This window comes from Sporosarcina sp. FSL W7-1349, from assembly GCF_038003045.1.
Classification (GTDB): Bacteria; Bacillota; Bacilli; order Bacillales_A; family Planococcaceae; genus Sporosarcina.
Map to the genome: position 1 here is coordinate 1,035,106 of NZ_JBBOOK010000001.1, position 20,653 is coordinate 1,055,758.

A 20,653-nucleotide genomic window follows, 5' to 3' on the forward strand; every position below is an offset into this window, starting at 1 on the left:
GAAAGGAGAGATGCAACATGAGTTTAGCAAGCATAGGCGTACCTGGTCTGATTATCATCCTCGTCATCATCCTCATTCTGTTTGGACCCCGAAAATTGCCGGAGGTCGGGTCAGCAGTCGGCAAGACGTTGGCGGAGTTCAAAAAGTCAGCCCGTGAAGTGATGGAGGATGACGAAGGGAAAGATGAAAAGCAGAAGAATACGGACCAGTTGTGAGGCGTCGCAATGGATCCATATAGCGAACATCGAAATACGCGCAGTCCTCTCGATCCAAAGCCTGTGAGTTCTAACGTCGACCCTCCGCCTGCTGCAAGCATCCCGGAAACGGCTAATAAAAGCGAGGAAGAGGTGCAACCTGCACTTGTCGAGCATTTGAATGATTTGCGAAAACAGCTCCTTAAAAGCGTCATCACATTCTTGGCATTCTTCCTATTTATCTTCCTGACGATCAATAAATGGTTCCCTTTCGTCACAAGGGGCCATGAATTGATCGTCCTCGGTCCAATGGAAGTCGTGACGTTTTATACGTCCATATCAGCAGCATTGGCATTCGGATTGGCATTGCCGTTTCTCTGTCATTATCTATGGCAATTCGTAAAGCCGGGCCTGACTGAGAAAGAGAGCCAATTTCTTAGCCTTTATTCGCCAGTGATGTTTTTACTTTTCGTAGTAGGTCTTGCTTTCGGATACTTTGTTGTAAACCCGTTAAGTTATCACTTTTTAGTCTCATTAGGAGCGGTGAATTTCACCGTAATGGTGTCCGCACAGGAGTATGCCAAGTTTCTGCTGATGACGACATTGCCGATCGGTCTATTGTTCGAGCTGCCGATCGTTGCCATGTTCCTGTCCGCTATCGGTATTTTGACATCGGCGACGTTGAAAAAGGTGCGGAGGTGGTCCTATGTTATTTTGGCCGTCCTATCCGCCCTTTTGACGCCACCCGATTTCATCAGTCAATTACTCGTGCTCATCCCGATGATTGGACTATACGAAGCGAGCGTGCTCATCGTCGTGTACAAAGAAAAGAAAAATGTCGCGGTAAATTAAGGTGCCTGTTAACCAAACAGGCGTAGTTGTTTTTGATACACCGTTTTCACTTACACCCTCCCGCTCCCATGACAATCGAAGCACTCCCCGCCTTGAATATGCCGAAAATGCCCGATAAATCCTCTACCTCCGCATTTGCGACAGGGACGGGAAGGCGGGGTTGAGCGGGAGGGATTATAAAATATCGCCGCAACAGGATGCAGTTCTTCCATCAGCAAGGAAACGCCTTGCTTGAAAGTATTCCGATTCGCATCCGCAAAGCAAGTTGGGCAGTGTACATTCCATTCATCCCCTACTTGCGTGTTGTAATTATCAATCGCGTACTTGTACAGCGGTTCCGGCGTATAGAAAAGCTGCTGCCTATTTGCTCTAGCACAACTGCCACAGTAACTCTTCACCCACACTTCTTCGCAGTTTTCACATTTGTATGTCGTCTTGCCCCGGCGCACGGGATCGATTTCTCCGCTGGCCGGTGTGCTGCAGGTCGGGCAAATTTCAGCAAACCCACCGAATTCATGCAACAGCCGTTTAAAATAAATGTTCAAAGCGGACGTATCGAACGGCGTGACGTTAAAATGAGAAAGCGAATGCTTTTTATGGGAGCTGTCTCTCAAGTTCCAAAAATGAATGCCCTGCACTGGATGAATGAGGACACTCGATTGGATTGCCTGCCTTTCCAGACAAATCGTTTGCTTATAGCGTTTCGCGGATCGTTCCAAGTCGGTTTCCAAAACGGAAACCGTTTTTTCGTTGTACTGCTTATATTTCGCATCCGCGGTATGCCATTGCCAAATTTGCGTGTTTTTATTTTGGATGCCGATGATAAAATCTGGCTGCATATCAAAATCCGTTAAATAAACGTTAAACAGGATGCGCATACGGAACGGCATTTGAGGCAATTCAAATACCTCATCCAGTCCGTCTAATGTCCCTTTGGTGCTATAGTTTTTTCGGATCCACTCCACGAACTGCCGCGTATCGAATCCCCAGCCAGCTAATTGTTCCACCATCTTCAGCAATAACCAGTTTTCATAAAGAGAAGGCGATTTCAGTAATGATTTTACAAAGGGCTGCATGGCGGATTCAAAGTTCGCACGTAGGCTTGTAAAAGATGTATAAATCTCGAAAACTTCCTTATACTTAATATCCATCCGAAAAAGATATGTTTCTTCAACGGGAACCGGTTCTGTGTGGAATAATTCAGCCTCCAGATAAGGTGTCAATTTACCTTGTAAGGTTAGGTAGGCTGAGGCACGCCCTTCCAAAATTTTTAGCTCGTCTGTAATCCGCTGCTTGAAATCATTAAGGCTAATTGTGCCTCTTCGCTGAGATGCTACTTCCAGTTTCGTTGCGTCAGCTTTCAAACGTTTAATGACTATTTGTTCTTGCTCAGCTTCCGTCTGGATACGTTCTAACAGTTCTAGCAACATTGTCCGGATCATGGGATGCTCAATCAGTTGATTGGTCCGGATTGTCTGGTTTACGTTGAAATACTCCTTGCCAGTCGTCGCCTGCTCAATGAGCGTACGCGGGGTCCATTTTTTAATTTGGGATGTATGCTTCTTGACCGGCTCGGAAGTCAATGTGAACGCAGGAATGTCCAAGATTTCCTCCAGCACAGTACTAAACTGCATTACAAATTGTTCTAGTTGACGGAGCGGATATAGATGCCTCTGTACACGTTTGAGATACAGAGGTTCGTTCAGCATCTCCTTTGCGACATCAAGTGAAAAGACTTCCAACAACTGTTGGACTTCCTTTTGCATATAGCGATACTCCTCTAGCGAAAACACTTGGGGAATAATTATCGCTTGTGCTTCTTCGAACAGTTCACCATTTTTCACACATTGGACCGTAAAGTCCCCACCGGCATTCAAGCCAAAAATGCTATCCGTCTTTTCACTAAATGGGCCTTCTTTCCATTTGGAAGACGCGTGATACCAAATGCCGTTTTTCGATTGGGTTAGGGACATTGTGACATTATCCTGTTTGACGTATACTGCGCTCGCTTCGTCGGATCGGATGCCGACTTGCAGCAGCGATTTTTTAGCTCTGTCATATTCAAACGCATAATAGAAGCCATTTTTCTTCGACAATGGCTTAACTGTTTCAGCTATTTCACCACTTACTTTTATCGCGTACATTTCCATCGCCATCACCTACCAAAAGGATACCGTATGATTCGTTTTTAGCATATCCGCCACTTTCTCTTTCGACTTCGGATAGTTTTTCAGCAGTTCATCCAATGCCCCCCGCAGCTCTTCCATGTCCGCTTTTTTCAGCTCGATCCGTGGTAACATCTTTCCTTTGATAAGCAGATCTATTAGATCAACTGATTCCTCCCACCAATAGGAGGCGATTGCATCCACATGCTTCCTGCCCCGATTATTAAGCGGGATATCCCGATATTCCTGGAAAACACTCGAGATTTTATTCAGACCGTCCGCTACCCTTCTCTTCGCCCTCGATGTTAGCAACTCTTCCAATGAAATATGAATCCGTTCTGCCATTTCCTTCTTTTCTTCCAACCGTTGTGCGAGCTCGCGCGCTCCTGTTTCTTTCATCGGCAGAAGCTCAATCATGAGGCTTCGGTCAATCACTTTTGGGCTTAGTGACTTCACCGTATGATCCATGTTCAATGTTCCAACGAATCGGACATTGGACGGCAGCGGAAAGCTAGAAGGATAATAGGTAAGCAATTCATCCGCATTTTCTTGTTCATTACGGCTCGCTTCCAACTCTCCTGCCTGTACGCGCATAGCCCATTTTTCGTACCGTTTCGGGTAAAGCTGGATCTTTGGCTCGGCTTGCTCGCGTACGCTTAGAAACTGTGCAAAATAGTATTCTATGTGAGCGAGGTTCATTTCATCCAGACAAATAATATGTAGCTCATCTTTCCCATTTTTCTCCGCCAAACGGGCCGCAGCCAGCGCTTCCATGAAAGGCGTTGCGATGAAGATTTTTTCATTCGGATGGAAATAGCCGATTAAATCCTGTGCGTCCGTCCAGCTAGACTGCACGGGGATCATGGTGACTTTTGCGTTGACAATCGCTTTTCCGAGTCCCTCAACCAAGCTGGATTTTCCCGTGCCAGAAGGGCCGCTTAAGATTGTGAGGACGTTCGCACGCAGACCGCTCATAAATAGTTCGAGGACTGAATGTTCATACAGCAGCTGGTTGTCGTCCAAGTGATACAGCAACGATTGCAGATCATCTATGAATGTTTTCGGGTCATATAGTGCGGCGTTGGATGGTTTCTCTTCAGCTTCCAGCGGGTAGTCAATCCGTTCTAATACGTCCGCCCAAGCCCGCCGCCGATTCGATAAACTTTGTTTTTGTTCCTGAACTTGCTTGTCCAATTCGGCTTGCTCGTTTTGAAGCTCCTTCAGCTCCTGTTTTTTTTGATTCACGGCAATTTGAAATTTTGGAACTTCAGTGATGACCGCTTTCACCAATTGATTGACAAGGACATCTTCTTTACCAGGTTGAATGCCAAGTGTCCGATAAGCTTCTCCGGTGTTGATTTCCCCTAGATGATGGTGCAGTACTTGCTGCAGAGTGCGGTCCAAGCGTGTACTTGTTTCGTAGTCGAGTGAAATGAAGTTTTTATAAAATTGTTTATGTTTGGCTGCTGGGGACCGATACGACACATTTAAAATATCGCCCGGCCGAATCCCTTCAAATAAACCATTGTTTGCGCTGTCCTGAAAGCCTGACACAATCCATCGTCTTCCTGTCAAAGGATGAGGCATTTCGATAAATTCCCCGTCCCAATAAAGGACAGGCGTCATTTCAAAGATATTCCGATTTCGAACAGTGAACTTAACATGGATTTCTGCACGGAACAATCGGCGGAAAGCGCGTTCAAAGCGTCTTACATGTTCTGGCTGCAGTTCGTCGCTCTCGTAAAGAATTTTCAGCTCATCCAATAGATTGCTTTCATCATCTAGCCATTTCTCATATGGATTTTTGAGAGATTTCTCGCAAGACGCGGCAAGTATTTCCACGAAATTCAAAACTGGCAACTCCCGAAAACCTTCAAGAATTTTTCCAATATCAGTACCTTGGAGAAATGCAATCCGCAATAATTTAAGTTGGCGAATGATCTTTTCGGTTTCTTCTTTTTCGGTATGGAAGATGATCTCCATTTCCTCGAAATTATCGGATTCCAAAAACCGTGAAATGGTACTTACTGACTGTTGGAATGGCTCCATATCGTCCAATACCATTTCCGGTATTTCAAATAATGGCCTGACTCTTTCAATATGTTCCAAGACATCTCGGACCTGCATTTCAGCCCGTGGATAAATAGTGCTGCTCATCTCTATTCCCTCCATCTTAATCGTTATGCTTTTTTCGTTTCCCCTTCAACTGTCCAAACAAATTTACTATCATGGGTATTTGGGCTTCCTTTTTAGATCAAATTTCTTCATTTTAACAGCTTTCTTTTTAACAATCTCTTGGTTAGTGTAAAGCTTTTTCAATCAGCATGACAGTTTCCACTTCATAAAACGCGTTGATATAGCTTTTTTATTGATGCTCTTATGGAAAAATAAATAATTTCTCTTCCTGACGATCGTCAGTAGTTTACGCCCCCTCGCCCCTTTATCACCATAAGTGAACTTGAAACATTAGACCTTCTTCTCCATCATTTCGTTTTGGGTCGATGTAAGGTATTAGGTAATGAGCCACTGTAGTTCCTCCTTTACAAAGTGCCTACAACTAAACATACAGTAAAGGAATTAGTCTTATCTTACCATGTACTTTCAGAAAAGAAGAACAAGAATAAGTTTTGTTCAAGAGTAGTAAACAATGGTAGTTTCTTTTACAATCATTGACAGAAAATTTATATTTCTTTATGATAAATATATATTATGTGTGAATTTTTCAAACCATTTGAAAAGGAGTGTTACTATGGAATTTTTAGCATTAAGACAGTCAGAAGATATTGCATACATTACATTAGAAAATCCAAAAGAGTTTAACACGTTATCACTGCAATTAATGGAAGAGTTTGATCAATTACTTCAAGAATTAGCCGTAAAGCGTGCCGTGAAAGTGATTATTATCGAAGGTTCCAAAAAGTCTTTTAGTGCAGGTCATAGTTTAAGAGAAATACAAACGAGAACAGAAAATGAAGTATTAGCCTTGTTTCAAGTATGCCAGCAACTTATGAAACGAATAAGGGAAATTCCGCAAATTGTTATTTCGAAAGTGGAAGGTGTTGCGGTTGCAGCAGGTTGTCAACTTGTTGCAGCAAGTGATTTAGCGGTTGCAAGTGAGGGAGCACGTTTTGCAGTTCCGGGGATTAATAGCGGACTGTTTTGTAGCACACCAGCCGTATTTTTAAGTCGAAATATCGGACGAAAGAAAGCGGCAGAATTATTATTTACAGGTAATCTTATGTCAGCAGAGGAAGCGAAAGCAGAGGGGTTGGTCAATAAAGTCGTTCCAGTTGAAAATTTGGATGACGAAACGGACAAGCTAGCAAAAGCCATTACAAAACAAAGCTTGAACATTATAGAATTAGGGAAAAGACAATTTTACCAGCAACTCAATATGGAAGATTTTCAAGCATTGAATTATTCAACTGAAGTTATTGCTTTAAATACGAAACATCCGGATGCCGTTGAAGGAATTAATGCTTTTCTTGAAAAAAGAACACCAGAATGGAACGATAAACCAAAACAAGAAATAAAATAATTTGAACGAAGGAATGCGAAAAACTGCGAAGGAAATGAATGTGAGCATGGCGTGGATTGGACAAGTTTACAGTACGTCGGAAGCATTTCCGGATATAGTCTCTATGCTGCCATTATGGGGTATCTTGGGGGCAAAGCAAAAGACCTTTTGTTATTCCTCATATGAATTTTGGCTAAAACCATGCCATACGTTGCGCCATTCTCCAAGTAATCAACAAAAAAGGGCTGTCCAGAAAGTCAAATACTGATTTTCTGTGACAGCCCTTTATGTTTGGCTCTATAAGTTACGGCGCTAGTATGTTAATCGTCGTAATGATAATTGGTGCGCCGAATACGACATCCATCAGGAATCCACCGACGATCGGCACGACGAGGAAAGCTGTGCGGGATGGACCGAACTTGTTGACAGTCGCGCCCATGTTCGCCATCGCATTCGGTGTGGCACCGAGTCCGTGACCCAAAAATCCGGAAATCATCACGGCCGCGTCGTAGTCCTTGCCAAGCGCTCGGAACATCACGAAGACGGCAAACAGGACGATAAACAGCACTTGGACGATAATAATACCGATGAGCGGAAGTGCCAGTCCCGCCAACTCCCAGAGCTTGATGCTCATCAATGCCATGGAAAGGAAGATGGAAAGTGAAACACCGCCGATCAGGTCGATCTCTTTCATGTTAACTGTTCCCGGAAGGAAGCGATCCATCAGATTACGAACAATGACCGCGACGAACATCGCTCCGATATAAGCGGGAAGGACGAATCCGGTCGCTTCCGTGAACAAATCGCCGAGGAACGTCCCGCCTGCCATGGAGACCGTAATCAGTGCAACCTGGATCATGAACGAACGTTCTTGGATCGGTCTTTCATCTTGTTCCTCATATTCTTCGACTTTTCCTCCCGCCGGCTTCAGATCATATTTGTTGATCAGGTGCCGTGCGATCGGACCGCCGGAAAGACTGCCGGAAATCAGACCGAGAGTGGCAGCTGCCATACCGATCGTCACGGCAGAAGAAATGCCCAGTCCTTCAATCGTCTGTCCGTAAGCTGCAGCGCCGCCGTGCCCGCCGCTCATCGTTACCGCCCCACTCATGACTCCAAGCAACGGCTCAATTTTGAATACTTGGGCGAGTGAAACACCGATGAAGTTTTGCATAAAGATGGTGACCCCACACAACAGCAAATAAATGATCAAAAGCTTGCCGCCTAACTTTATCAGCTTGAAGCTGGCCCCAAGCCCAACCGTCGTAAAGAATGCAACCATGAACAGCGATTGCAAGGATGTATCGAGAGAGATTTCTGCAACACCTGTCGATTGCAAGATCAAAGCCAGAATAGCAAAGATCAGCCCGCCGACGACCGGTGCCGGGATCAGAAACCGGTCCAGAATGCCGATACGGTTTACGAGCGCCATTCCGAGCAAGTAAAGTGCCACTGCTAAGAACAATGTTGTGATCTGGTTGATTTCAATCATTTTCATTCACCTTCCCAAAAAAATCATGACAGCTGCAGAACCATTTCCGAGCCGTTCTAACTGAATGCTTTTTAACTGTGCCGGCCTCAATCCGTGTTTTCCAGGCCTGCACATTCCGCGATTACACAGATAGCGTTTTCATCATGCCCCGCCGCGAACGAACATTGGATACTTCGTCGATGCGGAGTATTCAAAAATCCCTCAATGGAACAATGCCGTATCGCTTTTGATTCAAACAGTCTGCGTCTACTACAATGCAACATGTTAAAGTATAGGCTTTGGCCGGATTCTTTTGCAATAGTTCCATCCAAACGCGTACTATTCGTAAAAGTGCATCCCTTGGATGAATTTCAATCAATCCGAATAGAGGGAAAACCGCCTTCCCTTCATTCGGCTTGATTCATCCCTCTCCTTCTTTGATTCCCTGAAACCGCTCGCCGTACCCTATATCGTTCGGACTATTTCCTCTTGACCGCTTTCCCATCAAAAGACGGAGACGTCTCGGAAATAAAGTGAATGTTGACTTTCTAGCCAAACCTTGTTGAATTGTTCAAAAGTCCCAAAATAAAAACGACCGCCCAATGCCTTCACATTAAGCGATCTGTAATAGCATGTGCTAATGATGAAATAATCCACCTTTTTCAAGGTACTCCACCTAGGAATCATTACTCCATATACGAAATAACAACCGTTTCTTTTCTTTCCTCTCCATTCATCCTGATAAATATCTAAGTTGTCGATTAGTATATCCCATCTTTTAATGATAAAAACATGCTTGATTCGATCCCTAACACCCAAAAAAAGGAATCGGACAATCCTACATCCGATTCCCAATTTTTTAGACTTAAACAGAAGTCGCCCCTTGTCCACCATCAATACGGTAATAAGATCCTGAGATGAAGGATGCTTTATCAGAGGCTAAGAACGTGATTAAATCTGCAATTTCAGAAGCCTCGGCGTAACGGTTCATTGGAACGGTAGCTGCGAATGCCGCTTTCGCATCTTCTTCCTTGCCAGGCATCGCATTTGTTTCGATCGAGCGCATCATCTGTGTATCGACACCAGAAGGACAAACCGCAACGGAACGAATCCCATTTTCCGCACCTTCCAATGCAGCCGTTTTATTCAAGGCGATCACCGCATGCTTAGAGGCAACATACGCACTCATCCCAGGCGCGCCAAGCAACCCGCCGTTGGATGCTAAGTTTACAATGGAACCTTGTTTTTGTTCATTCATCACTTTCATGACATATTTCAAACCTAGAAATACGCCAATCACATTAACATTTAACACGTTATGAAAATTTTCAACCGTTTGATCCACAATATTTGCAAAATCACCGTTAATGCCCGCATTATTTACAAATGAATCGATTCTTCCAAACTTTGCAACCGTATCATCGACATACTTTTTTACTTCATCTTCTTTTGTCACGTTCGCCGTCAATAGCAAAGCATCTTCGATTCCTGCTTCTTTTACTGCTTTTTCTAACGCCTCTCGATTGAGGTCAACTAATGATAATTTAGCGCCTTGTTCCGCAAAAGCTTTGGCAGTAGCAATACCAATGCCGCCGGCAGCCCCCGTAATTAAGACAACCTTGTCTGTAAAGCTTCCCATTCTAAATCTCTCCCTTAGTTATGATGTTATTTCGCAAAAGTAATGCGAATAACTATATTATATCTGTCCAAAAAGATGTTCTCTAATCAAAAGCCTTGATTTCAAGTTATATTTTGGGGAAAGGAATCGGAATTCCTGTAAATATTGCATATATTATCATTGATACTATTTGTGATTAGTGCAAAAAGCCATTTTTGCTCGTTCTCAAAAAGCCAATTGCCTCAATCACTTTAAATAAAACAAGCCGCCACTAATAATTTCCACATAGATCTTCGCTTCGTACTGCTCCTCAATCGCCTGCTTTTCCATTTCATAGCATTCGGGCCTGTCTTCAATCCCTTCATAAAAGTATTCGAGCACCCGTAAGTCCTTTTTTCGCCTGGCCCGTGCCTCTTCCGTCCATTTATGGTCATCTTCCTGGATGAGCTGATCGATTAGTTCATCCAACCGATCCAAGGCGCGCATCGGTTTGATGATATACGGCAGATGGAAAGTGTTTGCCGGTATGGCCGGCTCCAGATTCCGTTCACTGAGACTTTCCTGGAAGCCGCTCAAGATGGCGCCGGTCATTAGGTTCATGCCGAGCGAATAAAGCATCTCTTTCGTCCGGTCGCTGGAATAGGTGATTTTATAATTCACGGCGAGCCACGGAGTTAAGATGACTTGTTTGCCGGAATCGCTCACCGCCCGTTCGTACATTTGGACGAAGGACCCCCGCTCCCTTGTCACTTGGAACAACTGGTTCAGCCGGTGGGACCCATAATGCACCACTTCCCCGGCCAAGTTCTCGGTCAGGCGGTTCTTATCCGTGATCAATGTCAGTTGTGCTGGATTGGGCTGGCCGCCAGTGCTTTCCACATAGCTCCAGTAAAAAGGCCGGTTCATAATCCGTTTGTCCATCTCTACCGTCAATTGGACACGGAGGTGATGTTCGCTTTCCTGCACAATCGGGCAATTGTTCTCTTTGAAAAACTGCCGCACATACTGATGAATCTGTTGCGGATACATGCACATTCTCCTCTCATTTAGATGGACATTCGATACTCCGACAAAATATCATCCAACTCCCCCACCACTTGCTCAAAGACGTCAATTTTCCCTTGAAGAAGTTCCAGGATGGAGTCTTCAATCGTATCGCGGATGGCCAAATTGTAAATATGGACATCTTCCGTCTGCCCGAGCCGGTGGACCCGCCCGATCCGCTGCTCCAATTTCATCGGGTTCCATGGCAGATCATAATTGATGACATGATGACAGAATTGGAGGTTGATCCCCTCACTGCCGGATTCTGTCGCAATGAGCACTTGAGCTTGATCCCGGAAAAGTTGCCTCATCCATTCCCGCTTGCTTTTGTTGAATTTTCCGTTGAATAAAACGCTAGTGATGCCTTTTGAGTGTAAATAGGCTTGCAAAAAGGCCTGACTCGCCCGATATTCGGTAAAAATGATGACCTTATCCTGTGCCTGTTCAATGATTTCATATGCTTTTTCCGCTTTTGAATTGATTCGGAGCTCCCTCAGATTTCGAAGAATACTATCCACGGCCGCAAGCTCTTCCGGTTTACCGCATTTCTCGCGTACTTTTTCCAGTGTTAGATAAGCTGCTTCCTTACTGGAGCATAATTCCCGTTGAAGCGTAAGGAGTGTGAAAGCATCCGAAAAAAGCGTGGAAATCTGTTTCAGTTCCAAAACCGACTGGTAGATCTCTTTCTCCTCTGCACTGAACTCGATCGGCATGATTTGGACGCGTCGGTTCGTCCATTCAATCCTGGTATCCTGTCTTGAATTCCGCACCATTACTTGATGAATCAATTCTTTCAAAAAGTCATCTTCGTCCACATGGTGCTTGCCCGCGGAAAAGACGCTTTGGAATGTCTCGAAATTGCCCAAATGACCGGGTTTAAGAAGAGAGATGAGGTTGAACAGTTCAAACACATCATTCTGAATCGGCGTCGCAGTTAACAGCAAACAGAACTTCTTCTTAAGATTTTGTACAAACTCATAGTTTTTCGTTTTATGGTTTTTCAATTTATGGGCTTCGTCTATAATAATCAGATCAAAATCCTGCTTATAGATATTTTCCTTATGAGGACTTCGTTTGGCCATATCGATACTGACGACGACGATATTACATTGGCTTAAATCGTATTTTTTATGGAAAGGCATGGCCGGGATATGAAATTTTTGATTCAGTTCGGTAATCCATTGATTCATCAAAGAAGCCGGAGTCAGGATGAGCGCTTTCTTTACAAGGCCCCTGATCAAATATTCCTTTAAAATCAGGCCCGCTTCAATTGTTTTCCCGAGTCCGACCTCGTCCGCCAAGATGGCTTTGCCGTTCATCCGTTCAATGACCGTTTCCGCCGCCTCCAATTGATGGGCAAAAGGTTTCAATCCCGGTAAATACTTAGGACATTGCAGTCCGTGGAAATTCGTGATCAACTTTGCTTTTTCCACTTCATAACTCATGTTATACAACGTCCAATTATCCCATTCTTTTCGACTTTCCAATCGTTCTTGAAAACCATCTTTCCATTCGGAGGACCTTTCAATTTGCATGGACATCCCCTCATCCGATATTTTCTTTCTTGTTAGAATGTCCAAGTAGGAAGTTTCTATGTATTTTAGTAGCCGATACCTAAATGTTTATTTGAATGCGAGGCACCTTCGCGCCCACTTTTGCAACCTTCTCCCCTCAAAACCGTCCAATGCTTATGGTATGATAAGTAGATGTGAGGTGAGGGTGATGACGATCCGATACCCGAATGGGAAGAAGTATGTGCGGCCGGCCGAGCAGCCGGGAAGCCCGAAAAAGTTGGATATGTCTTATAGTAACCGGGGCAAGTCATTGGAAGATGAGCTGAATGACTCGAATGCCTATTACTTGAGCCAAGGCATCGCAGTCATCCATAAGAAGCCGATTCCGATCCAAGTCGTCAATGTCCACTACCCTGCCCGGAGTGCCGCCGTCATTACGGAAGCGTATTTCCGGACTCCGTCGACGACCGATTTCAACGGTGTCTGGCGCGGACGTTATCTCGATTTTGAGGCGAAGGAGACGAAAAGTGCCACGTCCTTTCCACTGCAAAATATCCATGCCCACCAAGTGGACCATATGAAACAAGTGACGGAACAGGGCGGCATCGCGTTTCTCGTCGTGAAATTTACGACGCTTGACCGTTATTTCATCCTACCGTATGATAGTCTCGAAGAAAAATGGGAGCGCATGAAAGCAGGCGGCCGGAAATCGATTACGCTTGCGGAATTCGAAGAGGCGGCCTACGAAATCATGCCTCGCTTCCAACCCGTGCTAGACTACTTGCCGGGACTTCATTTATTATTTCCACAAATCGGTGAACCAATCGAAAGGCAGGAAAACCTATGAGTGATCAAATACATTCACGTGCCGCCCGCCGGAAGCAAATGGAAGCGGAGCGGACAAAGAAAAAAGGAAAAAAGCCACAGAAGAAGAAAGGCTTGATCAAAAAAATCTTTCTCGCCATCATCGCCGTTGGAATGGCCCTTTTCCTTTTCGGGGTCGGCTTGTTCGCTTATTACGCGAGCACGGCGCCAAAACTGGATGAAGCATTACTGAAAGACCCGTTGACTTCCGAGTTTTTGGACAAGGATGGCAATGTGTTCATGAAATTTGGAGCGCAGCGACGCGAGTATGTGCCGTATGATGAAATTCCAAAAATGATGGAAGATGCGATTCTGGCGACCGAGGACGTCCGGTTTTATTCCCACCACGGGATGGACTTTTGGCGGCTCGGCGGCGCGGTATTGGCCAACTTCCGGAGCGGTTTCGGTTCCCAAGGGGCCAGTACGCTCACCCAGCAGGTGATCAAGAACTCCTTCCTCTCCGATGAAAAGACATTGAAGCGGAAAGCGCAAGAAGCTTGGCTCGCCTTCCAGCTGGAACGGAAATATAGTAAAGAAGAAATTTTTGAAATGTATTTCAATAAAGTGCTAATGTCGGGCCGCGTACACGGTTTCGGAACGGGAGCGGATTATTTCTTCGGCAAGAACCTCGATGAATTGGAATTGCCGGAAATCGCGATGCTGGCAGGGATGCCGCAATATCCGAACGGTTACAATCCGTATAAAAATCCAGAACGTACCGAAAAACGACGCAATATCGTGCTAGGTCTCATGGTGCAGCATAAGAAGATCACGCAGGCGGAAGCCGATGAAGCGAAAGCTGTTCCGGTCGCTTCTCTCATATTGCCAGAAGATCAGCGTCCGACGACCGATTCCAAATATCCGGCCTATGTCGATGTCGTCCTCGATGAATTAGAAGCGGCGGGCATGGTGGATGTATTGTCGGACGGGGTCAAAATCCAGACAAACTTGGATCCGGCCGCACAGGAAGCAGTTGAGGGTGCCATCAATAATCCGAACTGGTATGAGTCCGAGGATATGGAAGCGGGCATGACGGTCGTGGATACGAAAACTGGAGCCATTGTCGCAGTCGGCGGTGGACGGGATTATGCCGGACGGGATCTGAACTTTGCGACCGACCAAAAACGGCAGCCCGGTTCTGCCATCAAGCCGATTTTGTCCTACGGCCCAGCGATTGAAAACTTGAGCTGGTCGACGGGGCAAATTACGAAGGACGAACCGTACAACTACCGCGGAACCAATCAGCCGATCCGGAATGTCGACGGCCGCTACCAAGGAGCCATCACGATCCGCGAAGCGCTTTACCGTTCGCGAAACGTGCCTGCTGTAAAGATTTTTGAAGAAGTCGGTCCTTCCAAAGCAGCCGATTTCGCAAAAGACCTCGGCCTGCCGGTTGATAAATTGAACTCTTCCAATGCCATCGGAGGCGGCGAGATCCAGTTCTCCACCTTGCAAATGGCTGGAGCCTACGCTGCATTTGGTAACGGCGGGGTCTACACGGAGCCGCATGCGGTGAAAGAAGTTATTTTCCGGGACGGCACATCGAAACCGGATCTGGCACCAAAACCGCAAGTTGCCATGAAAGACTCCACCGCCTACATGGTGACGGATATTTTACGGGATGTCATGACAGAAGGGACCGGGAAACTGGCAAATGTCAGCGGATTGGACGATGCCGGTAAAACCGGGACGACAAACTATTCCGCCGAGACGATCCAAAAACACGGCATGAAAAACAGCGATGTGCCGGATTCCTGGTTCGTCGGGTACACAACAGACTACACGATTGCGGTCTGGGGCGGATACAAAGACTATACGACCCCGATCACGACATATGACCGAGGCCGCTATGTCCCGCAAAATCTATTCCGGACGGTCATGAGTGAAATTTCCTCCGGGAAAAATACGGCTTCCTTCAAACGCCCGGGTTCTGTAGAGGAAGCGAAGATTGTGTATGGCTCGAACCCACTCGTTTTGGCTAGCGCCTCGACGCCAGCCAATTTGCAGCGGACGGAACTGTTTGTCCGAGGCACCCTTCCGGAACAACAAGCGCCGGAAGAAGAAACGGTGGAATTAGAAGCGCCGAATAATTTGAATGCCAATTATGATCCAAATACGGGCACGATTACGCTTCAATGGGGTCATAATCCGCCGGATCCGGCGGTCATTGAAGGCCCAGTCGAATTCGAAGTGTCTGTCGGCGTCGATGGCGGCGAACCGCAGTCGATGACGACAACATCGGATTATTCCGTAACATTCAATTCCGCCGAAACGGGGCGTACCTACTCGTTCTCGGTTGTAGCAAAAGCCGGAGAGCTGACGAGTGATCCAGCCTCCACGAGCCTGCAAATCGAAGAATATACAGATGAAGAGCCACAAGAGGAGCAACCGGAAGAGACTCCAGACGAGGAGCAAAATCCGGACGACGGATGGAACAATGGAAATGGCAATCCGAACGACAATGGGTGGAACCAAGGGAATCCAGGGAACCAAGGCAATGGCGGTAATCAGGGCGATGGAAACCAAGGCGGCAATCCAAATGCCCCAACTGATCCAAACAACCAAGGTACCGAGAATCCAAATCCTGATGGCGGTACGGAAACCGAACCCACTCCATAATGGAAATGAAACCGGGCTGGTAGTCACAATCGACTGCCAGCCCGGTTTTTCTCTTGGTTCTATTTCAGTTTCTTTGTATTTGATAGCAAAGCTGAACAACACCGGAGGAAAACGTTCTAGTTTGAACCAATGTTAAGTTTAACCTCTGTTGGATATCCACAAACAATGGTTTACCCTCTCCCAAAACAACCGGATGAACCGATAATCTATATTCATTGACAAGACCTAGATTGATAAACGTTGTAATCAGACTGGAACCACCATAAAGCCAGATGTCTTTGCCAGGCTTTTTCTTTATATTATTTACTTCTTCAAGAATATTATCATTGATGAATACTGCATTATATCCATTCCCTTTTTGAGTTCTGGAAAACACATATTTCTCTTTCCGATGAAGGACTTCCCACATCTCTTTTTCAGTAGGGTGGACTTCGTTATCAGGCGTATATTCTCCCCATAACTCATAGCTTTTTCTTCCATATAAAATCGTATCAATTTGATGAAGGAATTCAATAAAATTCATTTCCGGGTCCATAATGCACCAATCCACTTCCCCATGTTTCCCTTCAATAAAACCATCTAATGATACCGCTAAATCTAAAATTATTTTTCTAGAGCTTGTGTCATTGGACAACCAACTTCCTCCTTTTCATAAGAACTTCAACTTTATTCGTCCATAATCCAACGCCACGTAATTTCCCAATTTTACTACGCCTCCAACGATACAATTTGATAAAATCGAATATGCCAAATGTAAAGGCATATATGATAAAAATGGTAATCACGATTTGAAATGTTGAAATTTCCCCAGTTTGACGGTAGACATAGAATCCGAGCAATCCTTCAAGGACCAACAGAAACAGAAAAATAAACATTATGCTAACACGAGGTTTATTAAAAAAATAGCGAAATGTACCGAATAAGATTAGCGCTCCTTATGATAATGCCTCTGCTGAGATAAACAATTCCCAATTGTTTTCAAGGAGAAGTTCCATAAAAATGTTCACTCCCTTGCCCAGCATTATGATTGATTTCGATTTTCAACTTGATGAATCCAATTTAAATCTGCTTCTAAATGCAAAAGTGTCCCCGTAATTAATAAATACCTATTCTCGTCACCTTGCATAAGAAATTCCGTTTTTAATTTAGTCAATTCCAAAACATCTTTCATAATCATTGCTTTTTGTTGATCCAGCATGTTCTTTTCCTGTTCGAAAGCAATCTTGCGAGCGCAGCTCCATTTAAAATGAAAGTCCTCTTTAGTAGAATGGTAGGGTACGGGTTCCAGTAACCAATGGGCCAACTCTTTATTGCCTTCCGTCGTTATCTCATAAAGTTTTCTTTCTTGGTCATCCATTCCTACAGATGAGACAAGTTGATCACGGATCAGACGATCCAAAGTCGTATAAATTTGGCCTGGATTAATTTTCCCTTTAATACCTAGAAGGGATTCTAGCTCTAGTTTTAATTCGTATCCATGATTTTTTTGTACATGTAGCAATGTTAATATTCCGTACTTGACCGACATTAATGCTCAACCTTCTTTGAGTGTTGATATAATATTTATTTTACTCGCTGTAGCACTAGAAATCCACGAAGCGAAGAGACTTAGAGAAACACCGGCAATTAGCGCCAGTATACTATTCCCTAAAGGTATTTGAAAAGATATGAATCCTTTCAAAAGTTCGGATTGGCTAGTGATATAAAGCAAAATCACACCTGAAAGTACGCCTCCCATAACCCCCGACAATCCTATCAGTAGACCTTCTCCCATTATCATCTTTTTAACTTGCTGTTTCGTAAAACCGAGCGCTCGCATTGTCCCGATCTCGGAAGTGCGTTCCAAAGTATTCATTAATAGAGTGTTTGCTGTACCAATACTAGCTAGCCCGATGATTAACACAAGCATGATGAGGATTAACTCGTTCATACCCGTCAATGCTGAAGTTGTTGAATTAATTTCATCTTCAACCGTTTCAACTTTTGAGAGGTGATTGCTGAAATCTAGCCATAACTGATCCCGTAATGGTTCAACAGTATATCCATCCTGTAAAGTGAGTAGCATGTCAAAACTATTCGCCCATCCGAATTCATTATTTACATGATCCTCATCCATAAATGCGACATAGCCAGAGTAATTCGAAGTTTTTACAACGTCAATGACTTCCATTTGTTGTGTACCTGAAGGAGTATTCATGTAAATCCTTTCTCCCACATTGCCGCCCCATTCATCAAAAGCTCTTTCACCAAGGAGAATAGATGGTTCCTTGGTTAGCCCATTATATAATTTCTCTTTTGCAGAACTCTCAAATAAGGTAGGTCCTTCCCTATCTATAGCAAAAATAGAAAACTGTCGCTTCTCTCCCTCGATTGTTTCCCATGTAATTGGCGTAGCTTCCGTTAAAGGCTCAGCATTTGCAACAGAATCGTATGATAGCAGTTTTGCTATATCTTCATTAGACCAAGGCGCTTCTGATGTAAGTCTTAGGTCGCCTCCATACGTATTCCTGATTTCATTTTCATAACCCTCAGGAGCCGATTCTATAACAGCACTTAATAATAAGATCACTGCGATCCCAATGGCAAGAATAGCGGCAGTATTGGCATTTCGATTTAATTGTTGTGTCAGATTTTGAGCTGCCAGACGACCAGGATAGCCAAAGCATATCTTCAAAAGAGGTTTGACTATCCGATTCAGACCCAGTAACAAGAATGGAAACAACAGAATGATGCTTGCTACAATAGCTACATAGGAGACGGGATGATTGATCCATACAAAAGAAAGCAAACCTATCCCCGTGACAGCCCTAAAAAGAAATCGCTTCGTCGATGGACGCGTTTGATTTTCCATTTTTAATGTCAGTAACACCGAGGTTTTTCCCGCATGGTAAATAGGAAATAAAGAAAAAACAATAGGAAATACAATCCCGATTATTACTGCTGCGACTGTAGGCATTTTCCAATTTAAAGTGTAAACCATGTCAAACTCAAACACACCTAGCAAAGTTTGCATGAACAGATCTCCAAGCCAAATTCCTATAGGGACCCCAATGGCTGTACCGATTATGGACATAAGGATTACTTCAATCAGTATAAGTTTAGAAACGGAACTATGAAGATAACCAAGACTCTTCATGATTGCAAATTCCTTTTTTCTTTCCATCACACTTGTATAGATCATATTAAAAACAATAAATCCGCTGATAAACATGGATAACCCGGCAATCAAATAAAAGAATGTATAAAGCCCCCCAATGTCGTTACTTTGTCGATCATCCGCGACCACTGGTTGAATATATACATTTGAATTCCGAAATTCTTCCTGGAGCGAGTGAAAAAGTTGCTCCCCTTCTTCATTCGTTTGAAATCTTACATATGAAAGCTCGTGATCCATACCAGTCCAATCTCTTAACAAATCGAGTGGAGCCATAATTCGGAAGTTTGATGATTTCGCACCTTCCCAGTCACTCGGGCTTGCAAGTAGCTGCGTATATTCAACAATGGCGGAAACCTTCGCTTCACCCAAATCGGTAAACCTAATGGTATCTCCAACCTTTTTATGCAACAGATCTGCAACAACGTCTGGGATTACTAATCCTTCATTATCTAAAGTCCCTTCAATAACAGGAAGTTTAAGTAAAGAACTATTTTGATCATTTACGCCTGTAATTCGTACGGATCTTTGATTTATGGATTGATCGCCCTCTAGTTCAAAGAATGCTTGTTTATCTAGCGCAAGCAATGTTCCCGTTACAGCTGGACTCGTTAAAACTGACGAAACCATATCTTCAGAGTACGTATGTTCATCGCTTAAAACCCAGTAATCCGCATTAGCCACATACATTTGTTCATAATAATCGAAAACAGCATTTGTTGTTTTGTCTGCAATTAACATAGATGTTACAAACGCTATACCCAAAATAATTCCAAGCAGTGAAATGAAGAATCGTTTTCTATTTTGTGTGATGTTACGCCATGAAATTCGCCATATATTTAGCATAATCGTCATCCTTTCTAGCAATCACTTGATCAATCATTCCATCTTTAAAAAGAATAATTCGATCTGCAAAACCAGCCGCGAAAATATCATGTGTAACCATTATGATGGTTTGATTGCTTTCTCGATTGAACCGTAACATTAATGCAAGGATTTCTTCGGCTTTATGTCTATCTAAATTTCCGGTTGGTTCATCAGCCAATAAAACGGCAGGATGATTGACTAGCGCCCTGGCTATAGCGACTCGTTGTTGTTGACCACCACTCAGCAAATTTGCTCGTTTTCGGCCTAGTCCTTTCAATCCCACAGAATCCAGTAAATCTAAAATAATTGAATTTTTTTCTTTAGTTAAACTGCCATCCGCATGAAGAGGGAAAGCAATATTTTCTTCTACCGTTAATGTAGGGAGAAGCTGATAATTTTGAAATATAAAACCCATGTATTTTCTGCGGAATAGCGTTCTTTCCTTTTCCGTCATCGTACTTACATTAGTCTGATTGATGTATATATCTCCTTCAGAAGGTAGATCAAGACCACCTAAAAGTTGAAGTAACGTACTTTTACCGGAACCACTTGGCCCCATTATAGCCACAAATTCTCCTTCCCCAATATTCAAATCAATACCTTTCAACACTTGGGTTGTTTCTTGCCCCTGTATAAATTCCTTTTTTACATTCTTGACCTCAATCATGGTTTCATTCCTCCTATGCTTTATGCAATACTATATACTAAGTATATAGTAGATGGAAGTGAAATCAGGTAAATTGCTATATCTTTTTCGTCCAAAATAAAAAAATA

At 44.0% G+C, this 20,653-nt stretch carries 15 protein-coding genes; 5 read left to right on the forward strand and 10 right to left on the reverse strand.

Going from position 1 to position 20,653, the window contains the following annotated elements; translation table 11 throughout:
- Nucleotides 1–17 precede the first annotated feature (17 nt).
- Entirely contained in the window at nucleotides 18–215 is a 198-nt protein-coding gene (tatA, locus tag MKY41_RS05200; RefSeq protein ID WP_041074563.1) for a twin-arginine translocase TatA/TatE family subunit, read from the forward strand.
- Nucleotides 216–224: 9 nt separating this feature from the next.
- Entirely contained in the window at nucleotides 225–1,046 is an 822-nt protein-coding gene (gene tatC / locus MKY41_RS05205; protein WP_340744032.1) for a twin-arginine translocase subunit TatC, read from the forward strand.
- A 50-nt stretch (nucleotides 1,047–1,096) separates the two neighbouring features.
- On the opposite strand, the gene MKY41_RS05210 is transcribed toward tatC, so the two are convergent.
- On the reverse strand, nucleotides 1,097–3,190 hold the full coding sequence (locus tag MKY41_RS05210) for a hypothetical protein (protein ID WP_340744033.1): 2,094 nt from the start codon (nucleotides 3,188–3,190) through the stop codon (nucleotides 1,097–1,099).
- 15 nt (nucleotides 3,191–3,205) lie between these two features.
- Nucleotides 3,206–5,368 carry an AAA family ATPase gene (locus MKY41_RS05215; RefSeq protein ID WP_340744034.1) on the reverse strand — a complete coding sequence of 721 codons (2,163 nt, stop codon included), beginning with the start codon at nucleotides 5,366–5,368 and terminating at the stop codon, nucleotides 3,206–3,208.
- A gap of 592 nt (nucleotides 5,369–5,960) precedes the next feature.
- Here MKY41_RS05215 and MKY41_RS05220 point away from each other — a divergent pair.
- Nucleotides 5,961–6,749, forward strand: coding sequence for an enoyl-CoA hydratase-related protein (locus MKY41_RS05220; protein WP_340744035.1), 789 nt, complete (start codon nucleotides 5,961–5,963; stop codon nucleotides 6,747–6,749).
- Nucleotides 6,750–7,032: 283 nt separating this feature from the next.
- Here the strand turns inward: MKY41_RS05220 and gltS are convergent, their stop codons facing one another.
- From gltS to MKY41_RS05240, 4 genes are all read right to left on the reverse strand, one after another.
- The gene (gene gltS / locus MKY41_RS05225; RefSeq protein WP_340744036.1) at nucleotides 7,033–8,220 is read right to left on the reverse strand and encodes a sodium/glutamate symporter; all 1,188 of its coding nucleotides are present in this window, start codon (nucleotides 8,218–8,220) and stop codon (nucleotides 7,033–7,035) included.
- 844 nt (nucleotides 8,221–9,064) lie between these two features.
- Nucleotides 9,065–9,838 carry an SDR family NAD(P)-dependent oxidoreductase gene (locus MKY41_RS05230; protein ID WP_340744037.1) on the reverse strand — a complete coding sequence of 258 codons (774 nt, stop codon included), beginning with the start codon at nucleotides 9,836–9,838 and terminating at the stop codon, nucleotides 9,065–9,067.
- 225 nt (nucleotides 9,839–10,063) lie between these two features.
- Nucleotides 10,064–10,846 (reverse strand): YqhG family protein, encoded by a 783-nt coding sequence (locus tag MKY41_RS05235; protein ID WP_340744038.1) that lies wholly within the window; start codon nucleotides 10,844–10,846, stop codon nucleotides 10,064–10,066.
- A gap of 17 nt (nucleotides 10,847–10,863) precedes the next feature.
- The gene (locus tag MKY41_RS05240) at nucleotides 10,864–12,402 is read right to left on the reverse strand and encodes a DEAD/DEAH box helicase (protein WP_445683300.1); all 1,539 of its coding nucleotides are present in this window, start codon (nucleotides 12,400–12,402) and stop codon (nucleotides 10,864–10,866) included.
- 181 nt (nucleotides 12,403–12,583) lie between these two features.
- Here MKY41_RS05240 and recU point away from each other — a divergent pair, with 181 nt between their 5' ends.
- Both recU and MKY41_RS05250 read left to right on the forward strand, forming a co-directional pair.
- Nucleotides 12,584–13,222: a Holliday junction resolvase RecU gene (gene recU, locus MKY41_RS05245; protein WP_340744040.1), complete on the forward strand. Its 639-nt coding sequence runs from the start codon at nucleotides 12,584–12,586 to the stop codon at nucleotides 13,220–13,222.
- Nucleotides 13,219–15,858: a PBP1A family penicillin-binding protein gene (locus MKY41_RS05250; RefSeq protein ID WP_340744041.1), complete on the forward strand. Its 2,640-nt coding sequence runs from the start codon at nucleotides 13,219–13,221 to the stop codon at nucleotides 15,856–15,858. The genes recU and MKY41_RS05250 overlap by 4 nt, the downstream gene beginning before the upstream one ends.
- A gap of 64 nt (nucleotides 15,859–15,922) precedes the next feature.
- Here the strand turns inward: MKY41_RS05250 and MKY41_RS05255 are convergent, their stop codons facing one another.
- The 4 genes from MKY41_RS05255 to MKY41_RS05270 form a co-directional block, all read right to left on the reverse strand.
- Nucleotides 15,923–16,492 carry a dihydrofolate reductase family protein gene (locus MKY41_RS05255; RefSeq protein WP_340744042.1) on the reverse strand — a complete coding sequence of 190 codons (570 nt, stop codon included), beginning with the start codon at nucleotides 16,490–16,492 and terminating at the stop codon, nucleotides 15,923–15,925.
- A 387-nt stretch (nucleotides 16,493–16,879) separates the two neighbouring features.
- Entirely contained in the window at nucleotides 16,880–17,386 is a 507-nt protein-coding gene (locus MKY41_RS05260; RefSeq protein WP_340744043.1) for a PadR family transcriptional regulator, read from the reverse strand.
- A gap of 6 nt (nucleotides 17,387–17,392) precedes the next feature.
- On the reverse strand, nucleotides 17,393–19,858 hold the full coding sequence (locus tag MKY41_RS05265) for an ABC transporter permease (protein WP_340744044.1): 2,466 nt from the start codon (nucleotides 19,856–19,858) through the stop codon (nucleotides 17,393–17,395).
- Nucleotides 19,827–20,546 carry an ABC transporter ATP-binding protein gene (locus tag MKY41_RS05270; protein ID WP_340744045.1) on the reverse strand — a complete coding sequence of 240 codons (720 nt, stop codon included), beginning with the start codon at nucleotides 20,544–20,546 and terminating at the stop codon, nucleotides 19,827–19,829. The genes MKY41_RS05265 and MKY41_RS05270 overlap by 32 nt, the downstream gene beginning before the upstream one ends.
- Nucleotides 20,547–20,653: the final 107 nt, after the last annotated feature.